We start from the raw sequence: 15,791 nt of genomic DNA, 5'->3' as shown, positions 1-15,791 counted from the left end.
ATTATATTATTTATTTTTTTTGAATTCTGACATCTTAAACTCTACCTTTTAGAGCATTGAAAACCCAAGCATTAGCAAGGAAACCTACTCCAACAGCACCAAATCCCCAGCCTGAAACATCGCTGTATCTAAAGATTCCAAGACCTATAAGCAAAAATCCCATAAGTACCATTATTAAAGTGGCCCATCCTAAAATGGTGTTTTTATTCATTCCCATAATTATGTAAATATTAATAGTGTCAAATTTTTAGAAAGGCAAATATCGTGAATTTTAATGGCTTAATTAAATATTTTATAAAGCATTTCTTTTAACAAATCTGATTGAGGTAAAGCATTAGCGCCCACACCTTTACTTTTAATATCAATATCGCGTAAAGCGCCAACAATCTGACTTACTTTTCTCATTGGATAATTTTTGACCGCCAAATCATATTCTTTTAAAAAATACGGATTTACTCCAAGTGCCGATGCAACGTTTTTAGGATTTTTATCTTTCAGTCCATGATACTTTAGAAGCTGAACAAAAAAGCCAAATACCAAACCTGTAGTCATAACTAAAGGGTATTCTTTAGGATTATGAGCAAAGTTTTCTGCTATCTTATAAGCTTTCAATTGATTTCGTTCTCCAATTGCTTTTCGAAGTTCAAATACATTATAATCTTTACTAAAACCAATATTTTCTTCAATGTGCTCTGCTGTGATCATAGTGCCTTTCGGTAAAATAATCTGCAGTTTTTCTAGCTCATTGTTGATTTTACTCAAATCTGTACCTAAAAATTCAACTAACATGGCATTAGCTTTTGGATCAATGGTGTATTTTTTTCCAGCTAAAACACGCTTTATCCAATCTCCTACCTGATTTTCATATAATTTTTTACTTTCGTAAACAACGCCCTTCTGTCCTAATAGTTTGGTAACTTTTTTACGCTTATCTAGTGTTTTATATTTATAGCAAATAACCAAAACGGTAGTTTGCATCGGATTCTCTACATACGATTCGATTTTATCAATTGTTCTTGATAAATCCTGCGCTTCTTTCACTATAACAACTTGACGTTCAGCCATCATAGGATAGCGCTTGGCCGTTGAAACAATATCATCTACAGAAACATCTCTTCCATATAAAACTGTTTGATTAAAGCCTTTTTCTTCTTCAGCTAAAACATTCTGTTCAATATATTCCGACAATTTATCTATATAATAAGGTTCTTCACCCATTAAAAAATAAATCGGTTTAATATCTCCGGCTTTAATATCGTTAACAATTTTTACTACTTCGTCCATTTATACTTGTTTCAAGTTTAAAGCTTCAAGTTACTTTGAAACAAAAAACTATTTTATATTTTTGCTTTATGCTTAAACTTAATTTCCCTGCTTATAGTTTCCGATTCAAAAATAGCGAAAATAAAGTGTCTATTTTTGATGAAATCAGGAAAAAATTTATAATTCTTACGCCAGAAGAATGGGTTCGACAGCACGTTGTTCATTTTTTAATGCACGAAAAAAAATATCCAAAATCGCTTATCAACGTAGAGAAAGTTTTAACTGTCAACGGATTACGAAAACGATACGATGTTGTTGTATTTAACCCTAATGGCTCTATACATATATTAGTAGAGTGCAAAGCGCCAGAAGTTAAAATCTCTCAGGCAACTTTTGATCAGATTGCCCGTTACAATATGACAATGCAGGCACGGTTTTTGAATGTGACAAACGGACTAAACCATTTTTATTGTCAAATGGATTTTGAAAACGAAAAATATGAGTTTTTAAGAAGCCTACCTGACTATAAAGAAAATCATTAATAAAGAATAAATAATTGAGTACTTTTGGATAAAATAGCAGTTGTCATTTTAAATTGGAACGGAGTAAAATTGCTAGAGCAATTTTTACCATCTGTTATTCAGTATTCAGAAGGAGCAACAATTTATGTTGCAGACAATGATTCTACAGATAACTCTATTGCATTTATTGCAGAACAATTTCCAACCGTAAAAATTGTAAAAAACTCAGGCAATCATGGCTTTGCAAAAGGCTACAATGATGCTTTACAACATATTGATGCAGAAATATATGCATTAGTAAATTCAGACATTGAAGTCACAGAAAATTGGCTTCAACCCATTCTAGACACTTTTGAAAAAGAACATAAGACTGCTATTATTCAGCCAAAAATTCTGGATTTTAAAAATAAAGAATATTTTGAATATGCAGGTGCTGCCGGCGGTTTTATTGATAAATATGGATTCCCTTTCTGTAGGGGAAGAATATTCGATACAATCGAAAAAGACAATGGACAATACGATACCAATATCGAATTATTTTGGGCATCAGGCGCTTGTTTTTTCATTAGGAAAAATATTTTTCATGAATTAGGGGGGTTTGACGAAAGTTTCTTTGCACATCAGGAAGAAATAGATTTATGTTGGCGTGCCACTAACGAAGGGCATGTTATAAAATATAATTATCAGTCTGTTGTTTACCATGTTGGTGGCGCAACATTACAACAAGGAAATCCTAAAAAAACTTATTTGAATTTTAGAAATTCATTGTTAATGCTAGTTAAAAATCTCCCTTCAAAAGGTTTGTTTTTTGTAATTTTTTTCCGCATGGTTTTAGATGGAATTGCTGGCATACGCTTTTTCACACAAGGCAAGTTTGGACATACTTTTGCTATTTTAAAGGCGCATTTTTCATTTTATTGCTTATCTTTAAAATACTTAAAAAAACGAAAAGATTTTCAATTACAGCAATACTATACAGTAAAAAGCATCGTTTTCCTTTATTATATCAAGAAATTGACCTTATTTAAAGAAATCTTTAACAGTATTCAAAATATTAAAAACTAAATTTGTAATCAAGTCTAATTAAAATTAAATTTATGAGAAAAATAGTTATCGCACTATCAGTATTAATGGCCCTGACATCTTGTGTTTCTAAAAAGAAATATGCAGAGTTAGAAGCTAAAAACAAAGAGACTCAAGATTTGTTAAACTCATGTACTGTAAAATTAAATTCGTGCTTAGAAGAAAAAGCTGGATTAGCTGCAACAGCTGAAAGCTACAAACAACATAATCAAGATCTAATTAATAGTTCTAAAGATTTAACTATCTTAACTACTAAAGGTGCTGAAAACCTTGAAAAATCTCTTGAAAGTTTAAAAGAAAAAGATTTGAAAATCTCTAGACTTCAAGATGCTTTAACTAAAAAAGACAGTGTTACTTTAGCATTAGTTACTAGTTTAAAAGGTGCAGTTGGAATCAACGATCCAGACATCGAAATCAATGTTGAAAAAGGAGTTGTATTTATCTCTATCGCTGACAAATTATTATTCAAAAGCGGAAGCTATGATGTAAGTGATAAAGCTAAAACTGTTTTAGCTAAAGTTGCAAAAGTGGTAAACGACAAACCTGACTTTGAGTGTATGGTTGAAGGACACACTGATGATGTTCCTTACAAAAGCAACGGAATTATCTTAGACAACTGGGATTTAAGTGTTAAACGTTCTACTTCTATCGTTCGTGTATTGACAAACGATCTTGGAGTTAACCCAGCTAAATTAATTGCTGCAGGTAGAAGTTCTTATGTGCCATTGGTTGCTAATGATACTCCTGAAAATAAAGCTCGTAACAGAAGAACTCGTATCGTTGTTATGCCAAAAATCGATCAATTCTATGATATGATTGAAAAAGAAATGAAGAAACAACAAAAATAATTAGAGTTTCACATACTTATAATACAGAAAAAGCAGGTCAATAGACCTGCTTTTATGTATCCTTAATTTTTTTTAATAACCAATTAAATATAAATCAAGAATAGCATTATTTTTAAGTAACTAACTAAATTTTAACATAATAAAGTTACTCATAATTTCTATACTTTTATACTTTTAGTGTATTTTTTTACAAAATACCAATATCTCCTTTACCTTCTCTGACGATAACTGGCTCATGCTCAGAAAGATCTATAATTGTAGATCCTACATTATCTCCATAACCACCATCTATCACAAGATCTACAAGATTTTGCCATTTTTCAAAAATCAATTCTGGATCGGTAGTATATTCTATAACATCATCTTCATCACGAATAGAAGTTGAAACAACTGGATTTCCTAACTGACGAACAATCTCTAGGATGATATTATTGTCAGGAACACGAATACCCACTGTAGTTTTCTTTTTAAATTCTTTAGGGAGATTATTATTTCCAGGCAAAATAAAAGTATATGGCCCTGGCAAAGCTCTCTTTAATATCTTAAAAGTCGATGTGTCTATCTGTCTCACATAGTCTGACAAATTACTTAAATCACAACAAATAAATGAAAAGTTTGCCTTTTCTAATTTTACTCCTTTTATTCTAGCAATTTTTTCTAATGCTCTCGAATTGGTAATATCACAACCTAAACCATAAACAGTATCTGTCGGATAAATTACCAAACCACCATTCTGAAGCACTTTTACCACTTTTGCAATAGCAGCTTCACTAGGTTTATCTGGATATATTTTTATAAATTCTGCCATAATTTTTTTAGTTTATTTTGTTTTATTTCCAAAGTTTCAAGTTACTTGATATAACGCGCGAAGCTTGAAACAATAATTTTTATCCTACTACATCTAATTTAGCAAATCTTAGCAACAATTTCTTGATTCCTCCAACTTCAAATCTAATTTCTGCTTTTCGATCTGCTCCAACACCTTCAAGATTTATTACCTCTCCTCTACCAAAACGTTCGTGCATTACAACATTTCCAACCGTCAATTTACTGTCAAATAAATTGGAGTTTCCACTGCTTGGTGCATTTCCAGAAACAGGTTTTAATTTTCGAATATTTAAGTCTGGTTTCGGACTATTGTCTGTAATATGTTTAGGAGGAGTTCCTCCAACTGGTTTTGCCAATCGCAATTTTGATTTATCTACATCGCCAAAAATATCACCATCAATAGGAGATTTATAACGATAGTTTGTTTCTGCTGGCGTTAAATATTCTAAATATTGATCTTCAATTTCTTCAATAAAACGAGAAGGCTCACTATCTGTTAATTTCCCCCAACGATAACGAGAATTTGCATAAGTCAAGTATGCCTGATGTTCTGCACGAGTCAATGCTACATAAAATAATCGGCGTTCTTCTTCTAGTTCACTTCTCGTGCTCATACTCATAGCACTTGGAAACAAATCTTCTTCCATTCCAACTACAAACACGTGCGGAAACTCTAGTCCTTTTGCCAAGTGAATCGTCATTAAAGCCACACGATCTTCATCGTTAGTATCTTTATCTAAATCTGTTGCCAAAGCTACATCTTCCATAAACTCAGAAAGCGCACCTCTTGCTCCGTCTACTTCTCTCTGTCCTTCGGTAAAATCTTTAATACCGTTTAAAAGTTCTTCGATGTTCTGAATTTTAGCCATTCCTTCTGGAGTAGCATCTTTTTTCAATTCCTGAACCAAACCAGTTTTCTTTGCAACGTGATCTGTGATATAAAATGCATCCTGATTCTGATCGATAACCTGAAAACTCTGAATCATTGTTACAAAGTCTTTCAACTTATTTTTAGTACCTGCATTCAGTTTTAAATCGATTTTATCGATATTTACCATTACTTCCCAAATCGAACGCTTATAATGATTGGCGGCAATAGTCAGTTTTTCAATTGTTGTATCCCCAATTCCACGAGCTGGATAATTGATAACGCGAATCAAAGCTTCCTCATCTTTCGGATTCAGAACTAAACGCAAATAACATAAAACGTCTTTAATCTCCTTACGTTGATAAAAAGATAATCCGCCATAAATTCTATACGGAATATCACGTTTTCTTAAAGCATCTTCCATTGCACGAGATTGAGCATTGGTACGATACAAAATTGCAAAAGCACCATTATGCAATTGATTTTGCATTTTCTGTTCGAAAATTGTGCTCGCCACAAAACGCCCTTCTTCGGCATCAGTCAAACTTCTATGAACTTTAATTTTCGGCCCAAATTCATTTGCTGTCCAAACCACTTTATCCAGTTTGGTTTTATTGTGTTCCATTACTGTATTTGCGGCTTCAACAATATTTCGAGTCGAACGATAATTCTGCTCTAAACGAAACATGACTACACCTTCGTAATCCTTTTGGAAATTCAAAATATTATTAATATTCGCTCCACGGAAAGCATAAATACTCTGAGCATCATCTCCTACTACGCAAATATTCTGAAATCTATCAGATAAAGCCCTAACAATCAAATACTGAGAGTGATTAGTATCTTGGTACTCATCAACCAATATATAACGGAAACGATCTTGATACTTAGCTAAAACTTCTGGAAATCTAGTAAGCAACTCATTGGTTTTCAACAACAAATCATCAAAATCCATTGCACCTGCCTTAAAACAGCGATCTACATACTGCTGATAAATTTCACCCAATCTTGGTCTTTTCGCCATTGCATCAGCTTCAACCAACTCTGGATTATTAAAATATGCTTTTACCGTAATCAAGTTATTCTTATATCCAGATATACGTCCTAAAACCTGTTTTGGTTTGTAAACATCACGATCAAGCTGCATTTCTTTGATAATCGAAGAAATTAATCTCGCGGAATCTTGAGAATCATAAATGGTAAAATTGGAAGGATATCCCAAATGATCCGATTCAGCACGAAGAATACGCGCAAAAATCGAGTGAAAAGTTCCCATCCAAAGATTTTTCGCTTCAGATGCGCCCACAATATCCGAAATCCTGTGTTTCATCTCGCGAGCTGCTTTATTAGTAAAAGTTAGCGACAAAATATTGAAAGAATCAATACCTTGAGCCATCAAATACGCAATCCTAATTGTCAAAACACGTGTTTTTCCCGAACCTGCACCAGCAATAATAATCATTGGCCCGTCTTTCTTTAAAACAGGCGCTCTTTGCGCTTCGTTGAGCTGGTCAATATATTTCTGCATGTAATTTTCTCCTTTTATGCAAAATTAAGAATTTAAAAAGAAAGTTCCTAAGATGCTTTTGAAAGCTTCTAAGTAGCTAAGATTCTGAGATACTAAGTTTTTTTTCGAAGCCAAACAAAGGGCATTTATTTCAGGCATGGGTTCCCGCTTTTGGCTATATCTCTCCGCTACGCTACGAGGATACCGCCTCAATCGGGGCTAGACTCAAACAATTGTTTTAAATAAAAAAAAAGAGAAAATTCTTTAATTATTTTATATTTGTAAAACTTAAACGGTAATAAATGACTGTAAAATTAACAGAAAACGCTGAAAAGACATTTTCCCAAATTATAAATAAATATAGTGATCTTAAGGCCAGTAAATTTTCAAATCAAACTATCTCAACAATAGAAATAATTGTACAAAATAATCACATTGGCACAAAATACAAAAAAACTTCCTTCCGAAAGTTTCTAATATCTAATCAGGTACATTTGTTTTATACAGTTGAAAAACAAACTATATATATTGTTCTATTTTGGGATAATAAAAGAAATCCTTTAGAATTAGACGTTATACTTAGCTCTTAACTTTTGTTTAAAATCTTCAAAATCAATTGTTCTTCCTGCCCTTATATCTTCTTCACTTTTTTGAAGTTCCTGCATTAAAATTTCTTCAGGAAAAAGCAAAGAAGTAATTAGCTTTACTTCTTGATGCGTAAAGCTTTTTGATTTTAATTTTCTATAATAGGTTGCATGTTTTAAACCTAATTTTTGAATAAAAAACTCAGCTTTATAATAAGATTTACCTATTAATTCTGGCAACGAATTAATGTAGTTCTCATAATTCTCAACTATTTCTATCATTATAAAAAATTAAAATTCTCAAATAATGATACAAAAATAATCATTTTATAATTATAATAATCAACTTTATAATATAATTATAAAAATAAAACTTAGTATCTCAGAACCTTAGCAACTTAGAATCTTATTTAAAAAACACATCGTATGCAAATCGAATCAAAGTACCTACGACTACGATTAAAAAGAAAATCCGAATAAAACCGTTTCCTTTATTGATGGCAAGTTTTGCTCCAAGCCAACCTCCAAGTCCGTTGCTAACAGCCATTGGAATCGCAATAGCCCAAATGATTTTTCCTTTAATCATAAAAAGGCAAATTGAACCGAAATTGGTCGCTAGATTTACCATTTTGGCATTCGCAGAAGCATGAAGAAAATCAAAACCTAAAAGTGCAATAAAAGCCACAACAAAAAAACTTCCAGTACCAGGCCCAATAAATCCGTCATAAAATCCAACAATCATACTTATAACAACTGCGTAAAATATTTGTCTTGCAGGAGAATGGTCTTTTTCTTCATGCTGGCCAAAATTTTTCTTAGCATAAGTATATACAAACAACAAGGACAAAACCACCAATAAAAGCGGTTTCATAAAATCATTGCTGACCATAGTTAAAACTGTCGAACCTAAAAATGCTGACGGAACTGCCAAACACATCATGATAATTAAAACTTTCCACTGAATAACAACTTTTTTTAAATATTGAAAAGCTGCAAAAGCAGTTCCGCTAAAAGCTGGAATTTTCAAAGTGCCAATTACAGTCGAAACAGGAAGATTTGGCAATAAAATTAATCCCATTGGTGTCTGGATTAATCCGCCGCCTCCTACAATTGCATCAATAAATCCTGCAGCAAAAGCGGCCAAACAGAGAAAAAATAGTAGATATAAATCCATTAAAAATACATTTCAGTCACGGTAAAACAAGTTGCAAAAATACATCTTCCTTTTTGTTTATTACCATAAATTTAAAGTTGATTTCTCATCAAAAAGTATATTTTTGCTAAAAAATTAACCCAATGGATTTTACAAGAATTATAGAATTAGCCAGTTATACTTTACCTGCAATTGTTACTGGATTTGTTGCTTACAGTTTTTTTGAACTGCATATTAAAAACAACGATAAAAAACGTGCTTTTTTATTAAACAAACAGGCACACAAAGAGTCGTTACCAATACGTTTGCAAGCTTACGAACGCATGACTTTATTTTTGGAGCGTATTAACTTGACAAAATTGCTAATCAGAATTTCTCCTATTTCTCAAAACAAACACGATTACGAAAATTACCTAATAGACCAAATCGAACATGAATTTGAACATAATTTAACGCAACAGATTTATATGTCTGAAGAATGCTGGACAATCATTTCAACTGCAAAGAACGCAACAATCCAAATGATTCGTAAAGCAGCAATGAGCGAAAAAGTTGAAAATGCTGACAAGCTTCGTGAAGTAATCTTGAATGATTTATTAGAAAAACAATCTCCAAGCAATGCTGCGTTAGGATTTATTAAAAATGAGGTAGCTGAAATGTGGTAGAAATATATTTACATGAAAGATTGAATATATTTTATTCAATCTTTCATGTATATTTAACTTACCCATTCCTCTCGATATTTTACTACTATCCATTTTCCTTTCTTTTTTTCTAAGAAAACTCGATAACCTGCTCCGCATAAACCAGAACAATTTAAAACATATTTGAGATAGGCTTTTTTCCTATTAAGTGAAAGAATTGGAATAGTAGCATAGTAGTAGCTAAAGTATTCTTGGCTTTTAATTTCCTTTTTAATTTCTTCAACTGATCTTATATTTACTTCTTTAAAATCTTTTTGCTCTAATTTAAAAGCACTAAGTTTTTTGCTTTGAAATTCAATATACAACGAATCTGATTTCGAAAAGAAGAATTTATCCTTAGGAATATCAGGAAATCCAATAAGAAATTCTATTAACTCAAACTCTCCATCTTCTTTTTTTCGCAATTTGTTTTTATCAAAATGTCCAATTTTCAATTTCTCTAGATCTTCGCAAAAAAAGACCTTTTTCTCATCACCTAAATATTGAGCGATTTCTAAACTATCACTATTAATGAGAGCCTTAATTATCGCATTAACTTCGCCCTTATTTGGTAACTTAAAATTAGGCTTTTGTCTTTCTTTTTGACAGCTTAAAAAAGAGAAAATTAATAGCAAGAATAAAATAGAATAACGCAAACTTCTCATATTTTAGATAAATTAAGTTTTTACATCTTCCTATTATCACTCATAACTTCAGATTTATTCTGTGCATATTCGTAACCTTGCTCCCACCATTCTTTCATCACTTCTTTATTAAAAATCAGTGCGTTATCTGTTAATTTTATTGGAGTGTAATATAAGTTAAGTTTTACATCTTTAGTATTTGCCATAAGTTTTCCTATAGCAATATCGTGTTTTTCGACTTGATCTAAAGCAATTCTGAACAAATCGATCATTAATGAAAACGGATTTTTTCCAATTACTGTTTTAGTGGTATTAACTTCTGTTTCCAATACAATTACATCTATTTCTGTCGCCCCACGGTTGATAGCTTCACGAATTGGAACCAAACTAGAAAATCCTCCATCACCATATTCAAAGTTGTTTTTCTCAACCAAACTCATAAACGGAACATAATTACTCGAGATCCAAGACCATTCGCAAAACTCTTCATATGTGCAATCTTTTGCCAATTTGTATTCTGATTCGTTTGTGGTAAAATTGGTTACCGTTACGACAACATCTGTCTTAAGTTTTTTTAGTTTATTAAAATCTGAAAGCGAAAAATTATTCTGAATATATTTCTTTAAACCTTTACTTTCTCCAAAAGTTCGTTTTCCTTTAAAAAACTGACGTATTACATTAAAGTGGTTAATGGTCACAATATCGACTCCGTCTTTGGTTTTTACCACAAACGGACAAATGTTGAAGATACTCGACATAGTAACATTGGTGTATACAGAATGTATTTTTTTGATATGACCGAGAGCTAAGTGCGGAATTAATAAACTTCCTGTAGAAGTTCCTATAAACAAATCGTATTCATGTTTTTTTTCTTCTATTAAATACTGGGCAACACCGCCAGCAAATGCGCCTTTACTGCCACCACCTGAAATAACCAATGCTCTCATAAATTGTAATGTAGGTTTTATTTTTTGGGATATTTTTTTTTAGAGAATATAGAGAAAAGAAGCAAGAACCAAGATTATTTTTAAAATCCTTTAATGTGAATCTTGCTTCTTCCCTCTTTTCCCTCTAATTTACTCTTTTAATAAACGATTTAATTGAAATTGCTCATCGGGTGTCAAATTAGGTAAAATTCTATTAAATGAAGCACGCATTTCAGGATTTTTTAACAGAAGTCTTATAGTATCTCTTCCAAATTTAGAAAACTGCCACATGTGATGTGTAGTAGCGCTAACTAAATTACTCAAAACCTGATCGTTAATAATTTTAAAAGCAATCAATTTTTCTAAAGCATTTTGTCGTGTTGTAGCTTCATATTTTGTAGATGAAAATGCAATAAGTTCACTTGTCAAAGAATCTATATCACTATTGTAATTTGGTGTTGACAATACCAACGAAAGCCATAAAGTTCTTAAGTTATAATCGTTAAAACCGATCCAGTTTTTAGATTTATCCAAATATTCTTTTCTATGGTCGGGAAAGTTTCTCCACAGCCAATAAAGTGCTATTTCTTGGGTTTGATACGATTTGTCATCCAAAAGCGTTTCATAGTTTGTTCTAAAATCTTCTGGAATTTTAGTTAGAGATCCTGCTAAATTTTGACGAACATTAATATTATTAGTCTGCAGCGCTAAAAGCAAAAGAGGCTTTTTTTCTTCGTATTTTTCATTTTCTAATTGATCAACAACAGCTTCTTTTACAGATTGATACGCATCAGATTCTAAAGTACTTTTTAAGACATCTATTTTATCTTTTAAAGGTGTTTTTTTCAATTTATCGATTTCTAATCGCTTTTGAATTGTTTTGTTTTTACTCAATAATGCATTTGCAGTTGGGGTATCAAAAACAGTTGATTCTAGCCATGTCTTTTGGAATTTTTCCAAATCAAAATCAGAAACTTTTTTAATTTCATCGAAGAAATTCTGTGTATTTACCGTTTGATAAGCGTACTTATTCAGATAATTTTTAATTGTTTTTTTAAAGGCTTTATCTCCAATAGATTCATGTAACACAAACAATGCCCAGGCCCCTTTTTCGTAAAATGTAAGCGAACTTGCTTTTGCATTTAAAACTGGAATCGTGTCAGTACGAGACGCAAACTTTATTTGCTGTGCTGTATTGTATAGTTTAGAGTAAAAATAGTCATCTCCATAAATATCTTTTTCTGCAAGCAAAGCAAAATAAGTTGCAAAACCTTCCTGAAGCCAATGATGAGTGCTGCTTTCGGCTGTAATAAGATCTCCAAACCAATGATGTGCCAATTCGTGAGCATCTACATTAGTATAATTTCGATCACAAAAACCAATTGAATCTACTACATAACGTGTTGCAAAAAGTGTTGAAGTAGTATTTTCCATTCCGGCATATAAAAAGTCTCTAACTGGAATCTGTCTATTAATTTTCCAAGGATATTTTACACCAATTTCTTTTTCAAGGAAATCAAAAATTCGTTTCGAATAGCGATAAGTTGGTTCAAAACGATCGGCGTCTTTTGGTTCGTAATAATATTCTAAAGGTATTCTGCTTCTAGATTTAAATTCTCTTTTATCATATTTTCCAATCGCCAGCATCAACAAATACGAACTCATTGGTTTTTCCATCATAAACTGCCAATGATTTAGATTTCCGTTATTTGTCTTTTCCTTTAGAACTCCGTTTGAAACTACCTGATACTCTTCATCATAAGTAATGCCTAAATTAAAAACTAGCTTTTCATTGACATCATCAAAACTCGGAAACCAATTGCTAGTATATCTTCCTTGCCCTTGTGTCCAAATCTGCACTTCATCGTTTTCCATATCAACAAAATACAAGGCTTGTTTTGGTTTTACGCTATAATTAAAAGTTAGATCATTTTCTCCTTTTTTAAAAGGGAAAACCAATTTTAACTGTTTAGTGGTATTGATAAAAATGATTTCTTTTTCATTGATTTTCACATTCGAAAATTCCATGTTTTTAGCGTCAAGCGAAATAGTATCACAATCCTTTAAAACCTCAAATTGAAAATCGACAGCACCTGAAACTGTTTTTTCTTTTGAATTTAAAGACAATTGTCCTGAAACCGATTTAAAATCGACGAATTGAGTTTGTTGCGCAAAAAGAAAACTAGTGAATAATAAAAGAATGTATTTCATTGAAACGTATTTGAAGGCGAAATCCCAAAGTTACAAAGGTTTCCTTTACAAATAGAACGAATTTTGTAAGTTTACCATATAAAACTGCCAAATTGTGTCTACACCTCAAAAAGCCTTATTTAACTGGAGCAGCGGAAAAGATTCTGCTCTTGCTTTATATAAAATACTTCAAAATAAAGATTTTAAAATTGAATGTTTATTGACAAGCGTTAACAAACAATATCAGCGCATTTCTATGCACGGAATTCGTCTTGAATTATTGCAGAACCAAGCCGAGAGCATTGGAATTCCTTTAAAAATTCTTGAAGTTCCAGAAATGCCAACAATGGAAGTTTACGAGCAAGTTATGACCAAAACTTTAACTGAGTTAAAACAGAACGGAATACGTTATTCTATTTTTGGAGATATTTTTTTGGAAGATTTGCGTAAGTATCGTGAAAACCAATTGGCTAAAATTGGACTTAACGGAGTTTTTCCAATTTGGAAAATTCCAACTCAAGACTTAATTCATGAATTTATTTCGCTAGGCTTTAAAACCATTGTAGTTTGTGTCAACGAAAAATATCTAGACAAAAGTTTTCTAGGAAGAGTTATCGATCAAGATTTTATAAATGATTTGCCTGAAAATGTAGATGTTTGCGGAGAAAACGGTGAATTTCATACCTTTACTTTCGACGGTCCTATATTTTCAATACCAATTGATTTTGAAATTGGTGAAATTGTGTATCGAAAATATGAAAAACCAGAAAAGGAAGATTCGTCTAACAAAGCCTGCGATACCAATGATAAAACCGCTTTTGATTTTGGGTTTTGGTATTGTGATTTAATCAAAAAATAAATGAAGTTCTTGTATAATCTCATTTTTTTAATCCTAGTTTCTTTCTTTTTGCAAAGCTGTTTAGTTAGCAGATGCAAAAGGCCACAAATTAGTGGCTATATTTACGATGCAGAAACAAAACAGCCTATCGAAAATTGTAATGTTGGCGAGACTTCAAGTCAAGCAAACGGTTATTTTTTATTAGCTGAAAAGCGTTATCGTCAATTTACATTTTTTGGTTTCGAAGCACCAACTTTAGCAGTGAATGAAACGATTAAAAAAGAAGGTTACGAATATCAAAATATTCAATTTATGCAGCCTTTTGGCGGTGGCATGAAAAAAGGGGCTTTTTATAATGCAGACACTATTTACATCAAGAAAAACATTTTAAAAACAAACTAACATGGCTTTTAAAGAAAATGATGAAGTAAAAAAAGTAGTATTCTTTTTGAAAGAAATTGGTATTGAAATTATTGAAAAAAAGCTTGGAGAAACCTTTTTACCTGGTTTAGATTTAGGACCTAATTGTATTTATATCGATTATGAAAAATTGCTATATCCAGGAGATATTTTACATGAAGCGGGTCATCTTGCGGTAACAATACCTGCAGAAAGAAAACTCGTTGGTTCGGATCAAATCTCTAAAGACTGGCCAAATCAAGGTGACGAGATTGCGGCTATTTTATGGTCGTACGCTGCATTGCATCATTTACAATTTCCTGCTGAATTTGTATTCCATCCACACGGGTATAAAGGGAGTTCTGAATGGTTTATCTCAAATTTTACATCAGGAAATTATATCGGATTGCCGCTTTTAGAATGGATGGAATTATGTCTTGGAAATGAAAAAGCTGAAAAAGAACAAAAAATGCCTTTTCCAGCTATGCAAAAATGGATTCGAGATTAACATTAAGTCGATTGATCGACAAAAGTTTTCAGGAACCATTTATTATCTTTCAATTCAAAAATATAGTCAATATAAATTCCGCTATCTAGCCCGCGCTCTTCAAGAGTAGCTTTGCTTTTTTTTACTGATAATGTACGTTTTAAATATTTCTCATCAGCCTTATTATTGAGACGAAGAACTTTATATTTCTCTTTTGTCATTGTGTAATCTAACAATTCAAAATCTTCATTGTTTGCCTTGTATTTTAAAGGAAAAATAACTCTGCTGATTTGAAATTTTTGATCTTCATTGAATTTTTTAAAGAAGACATTAAAATCTTCTGCAACCGTTTTTGTATCCTGAGCGTAAATTGTAGAATTTAAACTTATTGCAAAAACAAACATTATAAAAAAATACTTTTTCATTATTCTTCGTACATTTTAAGCAAATTTGTAACCGTATTCCAGTTTCGAATTGTTGCTGTTACATTTAATTTTTTCTCGATGTATTTTTGATCAAAACGTGTTTTTCCTGCACCAACGGCATATTTAATAAAAATCCTATTTTCATCAATACTTGCTTCATCTGGTTTAAACTGACTGATTTTCAAATCGTTTATGCTTTCCTTTTTTAATGCCATTGATACAAAAGCAACATAAAGTTTTTTTGTGTCAATATCTTTCTCTTTTAAAAATGCATTATTAGCAAAACAAGATTGCAGATTTTCTTTTGTAATCATTACAACAGGAACTTCATGTCCAAAAACTTTAAAGATTTCCTGTTTGATCATAAAACCAACTTTTGAAGCTTCTTCTTCGCTGTCTACAAAGACATTACCAGATTGCAGATACGTTCGAACATTTAAAAAACCAAGATTCTCCAGCATTGCTTTCAAAGCTTCCATTTTCATCATATTATGTCCAGAAACATTAATGCCTCGTAAAAGCGCTAAATGTGTTTTCATTTATT

The 15,791-nt window shown here is 31.7% G+C and carries 19 protein-coding genes; 8 read left to right on the top strand and 11 right to left on the bottom strand.

What is annotated here, in order from left to right; all coding sequences use genetic code 11:
- Positions 1-34: 34 nt before the first annotated feature.
- Both B3J44_RS15245 and holA read right to left on the bottom strand, forming a co-directional pair.
- Positions 35-217 (bottom strand): CAL67264 family membrane protein, encoded by a 183-nt coding sequence (locus B3J44_RS15245; RefSeq protein ID WP_198855722.1) that lies wholly within the window; start codon positions 215-217, stop codon positions 35-37.
- A gap of 62 nt (positions 218-279) precedes the next feature.
- A complete protein-coding gene (gene holA / locus B3J44_RS15240; RefSeq protein ID WP_286969379.1) occupies positions 280-1,284 on the bottom strand; it encodes a DNA polymerase III subunit delta in 1,005 nt (334 codons plus the stop codon).
- Positions 1,285-1,352: 68 nt separating this feature from the next.
- On the opposite strand from holA, the gene B3J44_RS15235 reads away from it, so the two are divergent.
- From B3J44_RS15235 to B3J44_RS15225, 3 genes are read left to right on the top strand one after another with little or no spacing between them, the layout of a single operon-like run.
- Positions 1,353-1,805: a type I restriction enzyme HsdR N-terminal domain-containing protein gene (locus B3J44_RS15235; RefSeq protein ID WP_198855724.1), complete on the top strand. Its 453-nt coding sequence runs from the start codon at positions 1,353-1,355 to the stop codon at positions 1,803-1,805.
- A gap of 24 nt (positions 1,806-1,829) precedes the next feature.
- Positions 1,830-2,849 carry a glycosyltransferase family 2 protein gene (locus tag B3J44_RS15230; RefSeq protein ID WP_286969378.1) on the top strand — a complete coding sequence of 340 codons (1,020 nt, stop codon included), beginning with the start codon at positions 1,830-1,832 and terminating at the stop codon, positions 2,847-2,849.
- 32 nt (positions 2,850-2,881) lie between these two features.
- Positions 2,882-3,715: an OmpA/MotB family protein gene (locus tag B3J44_RS15225; RefSeq protein ID WP_286969377.1), complete on the top strand. Its 834-nt coding sequence runs from the start codon at positions 2,882-2,884 to the stop codon at positions 3,713-3,715.
- Between the two features lie 187 nt (positions 3,716-3,902).
- Here B3J44_RS15225 and B3J44_RS15220 read toward each other — a convergent pair whose 3' ends face one another.
- Together B3J44_RS15220 and B3J44_RS15215 are read right to left on the bottom strand one after the other, a co-directional pair.
- Entirely contained in the window at positions 3,903-4,523 is a 621-nt protein-coding gene (locus B3J44_RS15220; RefSeq protein WP_286969375.1) for an L-threonylcarbamoyladenylate synthase, read from the bottom strand.
- A 79-nt stretch (positions 4,524-4,602) separates the two neighbouring features.
- Entirely contained in the window at positions 4,603-6,939 is a 2,337-nt protein-coding gene (locus B3J44_RS15215; RefSeq protein ID WP_198855728.1) for an ATP-dependent helicase, read from the bottom strand.
- 281 nt (positions 6,940-7,220) lie between these two features.
- On the opposite strand from B3J44_RS15215, the gene B3J44_RS15210 reads away from it, so the two are divergent.
- On the top strand, positions 7,221-7,508 hold the full coding sequence (locus B3J44_RS15210) for a type II toxin-antitoxin system RelE/ParE family toxin (protein WP_286969374.1): 288 nt from the start codon (positions 7,221-7,223) through the stop codon (positions 7,506-7,508).
- Here B3J44_RS15210 and B3J44_RS15205 read toward each other — a convergent pair.
- Together B3J44_RS15205 and B3J44_RS15200 are read right to left on the bottom strand one after the other, a co-directional pair.
- Positions 7,485-7,784: a hypothetical protein gene (locus B3J44_RS15205; protein ID WP_286969372.1), complete on the bottom strand. Its 300-nt coding sequence runs from the start codon at positions 7,782-7,784 to the stop codon at positions 7,485-7,487. The two genes, B3J44_RS15210 and B3J44_RS15205, sit on opposite strands and share 24 nt — an antisense overlap.
- Positions 7,785-7,908: 124 nt before the next feature.
- Positions 7,909-8,676, bottom strand: a complete 768-nt coding sequence (locus B3J44_RS15200; RefSeq protein ID WP_286969371.1) for a sulfite exporter TauE/SafE family protein — start codon at positions 8,674-8,676, stop codon at positions 7,909-7,911.
- A 122-nt stretch (positions 8,677-8,798) separates the two neighbouring features.
- Here B3J44_RS15200 and B3J44_RS15195 point away from each other — a divergent pair, with 122 nt between their 5' ends.
- The gene (locus B3J44_RS15195; protein ID WP_286969369.1) at positions 8,799-9,320 is read left to right on the top strand and encodes a hypothetical protein; all 522 of its coding nucleotides are present in this window, start codon (positions 8,799-8,801) and stop codon (positions 9,318-9,320) included.
- Between the two features lie 53 nt (positions 9,321-9,373).
- On the opposite strand, the gene B3J44_RS15190 is transcribed toward B3J44_RS15195, so the two are convergent.
- The 3 genes from B3J44_RS15190 to B3J44_RS15180 form a co-directional block, all read right to left on the bottom strand.
- Positions 9,374-10,003, bottom strand: a complete 630-nt coding sequence (locus B3J44_RS15190) for a hypothetical protein (protein WP_286969368.1) — start codon at positions 10,001-10,003, stop codon at positions 9,374-9,376.
- A gap of 20 nt (positions 10,004-10,023) precedes the next feature.
- A complete protein-coding gene (locus B3J44_RS15185) occupies positions 10,024-10,929 on the bottom strand; it encodes a patatin-like phospholipase family protein (protein WP_198855732.1) in 906 nt (301 codons plus the stop codon).
- 129 nt (positions 10,930-11,058) lie between these two features.
- On the bottom strand, positions 11,059-13,119 hold the full coding sequence (locus B3J44_RS15180; RefSeq protein WP_286969367.1) for a M1 family metallopeptidase: 2,061 nt from the start codon (positions 13,117-13,119) through the stop codon (positions 11,059-11,061).
- Between the two features lie 94 nt (positions 13,120-13,213).
- Here B3J44_RS15180 and B3J44_RS15175 point away from each other — a divergent pair, with 94 nt between their 5' ends.
- The 3 genes from B3J44_RS15175 to B3J44_RS15165 are packed head-to-tail and all read left to right on the top strand — an operon-like array spanning position 13,214 to position 14,843.
- Positions 13,214-13,957 carry a diphthine--ammonia ligase gene (locus B3J44_RS15175; protein WP_286969365.1) on the top strand — a complete coding sequence of 248 codons (744 nt, stop codon included), beginning with the start codon at positions 13,214-13,216 and terminating at the stop codon, positions 13,955-13,957.
- Entirely contained in the window at positions 13,958-14,338 is a 381-nt protein-coding gene (locus B3J44_RS15170; protein WP_286969363.1) for a hypothetical protein, read from the top strand.
- Between the two features lies 1 nt (position 14,339).
- Complete coding sequence (locus tag B3J44_RS15165; RefSeq protein ID WP_286969362.1) at positions 14,340-14,843, top strand: hypothetical protein; 504 nt, start codon at positions 14,340-14,342, stop codon at positions 14,841-14,843.
- 2 nt (positions 14,844-14,845) lie between these two features.
- Here B3J44_RS15165 and B3J44_RS15160 read toward each other — a convergent pair whose 3' ends face one another.
- Together B3J44_RS15160 and B3J44_RS15155 are read right to left on the bottom strand one after the other, a co-directional pair.
- The gene (locus B3J44_RS15160) at positions 14,846-15,247 is read right to left on the bottom strand and encodes a DUF4348 domain-containing protein (protein ID WP_286969361.1); all 402 of its coding nucleotides are present in this window, start codon (positions 15,245-15,247) and stop codon (positions 14,846-14,848) included.
- Complete coding sequence (locus B3J44_RS15155; protein WP_286969360.1) at positions 15,247-15,786, bottom strand: DUF1697 domain-containing protein; 540 nt, start codon at positions 15,784-15,786, stop codon at positions 15,247-15,249. The genes B3J44_RS15160 and B3J44_RS15155 overlap by 1 nt, the downstream gene beginning before the upstream one ends.
- Positions 15,787-15,791: the final 5 nt, after the last annotated feature.

It is taken from the genome of Flavobacterium sp. UBA4854, from assembly GCF_002399805.1.
Taxonomy (GTDB): Bacteria; Bacteroidota; Bacteroidia; order Flavobacteriales; family Flavobacteriaceae; genus Flavobacterium; species Flavobacterium ginsengisoli.
This window is presented reverse-complemented; position numbering and strand designations above follow the sequence as displayed.

What these genes read in the sequence shown, in the direction of transcription:
- B3J44_RS15245 (WP_198855722.1), bottom strand. Translation starts at nt 217, where the DNA reads ATGGGAATGAATAAAAACACCATTTTAGGATGGGCCACTTTAATAATG.
- holA (WP_286969379.1), bottom strand. Translation starts at nt 1,284, where the DNA reads ATGGACGAAGTAGTAAAAATTGTTAACGATATTAAAGCCGGAGATATT.
- B3J44_RS15235 (WP_198855724.1), top strand. Translation starts at nt 1,353, where the DNA reads ATGCTTAAACTTAATTTCCCTGCTTATAGTTTCCGATTCAAAAATAGC.
- B3J44_RS15225 (WP_286969377.1), top strand. Translation starts at nt 2,882, where the DNA reads ATGAGAAAAATAGTTATCGCACTATCAGTATTAATGGCCCTGACATCT.
- B3J44_RS15220 (WP_286969375.1), bottom strand. Translation starts at nt 4,523, where the DNA reads ATGGCAGAATTTATAAAAATATATCCAGATAAACCTAGTGAAGCTGCT.
- B3J44_RS15215 (WP_198855728.1), bottom strand. Translation starts at nt 6,939, where the DNA reads ATGCAGAAATATATTGACCAGCTCAACGAAGCGCAAAGAGCGCCTGTT.
- B3J44_RS15210 (WP_286969374.1), top strand. Translation starts at nt 7,221, where the DNA reads ATGACTGTAAAATTAACAGAAAACGCTGAAAAGACATTTTCCCAAATT.
- B3J44_RS15205 (WP_286969372.1), bottom strand. Translation starts at nt 7,784, where the DNA reads ATGATAGAAATAGTTGAGAATTATGAGAACTACATTAATTCGTTGCCA.
- B3J44_RS15200 (WP_286969371.1), bottom strand. Translation starts at nt 8,676, where the DNA reads ATGGATTTATATCTACTATTTTTTCTCTGTTTGGCCGCTTTTGCTGCA.
- B3J44_RS15195 (WP_286969369.1), top strand. Translation starts at nt 8,799, where the DNA reads ATGGATTTTACAAGAATTATAGAATTAGCCAGTTATACTTTACCTGCA.
- B3J44_RS15190 (WP_286969368.1), bottom strand. Translation starts at nt 10,003, where the DNA reads ATGAGAAGTTTGCGTTATTCTATTTTATTCTTGCTATTAATTTTCTCT.
- B3J44_RS15185 (WP_198855732.1), bottom strand. Translation starts at nt 10,929, where the DNA reads ATGAGAGCATTGGTTATTTCAGGTGGTGGCAGTAAAGGCGCATTTGCT.
- B3J44_RS15180 (WP_286969367.1), bottom strand. Translation starts at nt 13,119, where the DNA reads ATGAAATACATTCTTTTATTATTCACTAGTTTTCTTTTTGCGCAACAA.
- B3J44_RS15170 (WP_286969363.1), top strand. Translation starts at nt 13,958, where the DNA reads ATGAAGTTCTTGTATAATCTCATTTTTTTAATCCTAGTTTCTTTCTTT.
- B3J44_RS15165 (WP_286969362.1), top strand. Translation starts at nt 14,340, where the DNA reads ATGGCTTTTAAAGAAAATGATGAAGTAAAAAAAGTAGTATTCTTTTTG.
- B3J44_RS15160 (WP_286969361.1), bottom strand. Translation starts at nt 15,247, where the DNA reads ATGAAAAAGTATTTTTTTATAATGTTTGTTTTTGCAATAAGTTTAAAT.
- B3J44_RS15155 (WP_286969360.1), bottom strand. Translation starts at nt 15,786, where the DNA reads ATGAAAACACATTTAGCGCTTTTACGAGGCATTAATGTTTCTGGACAT.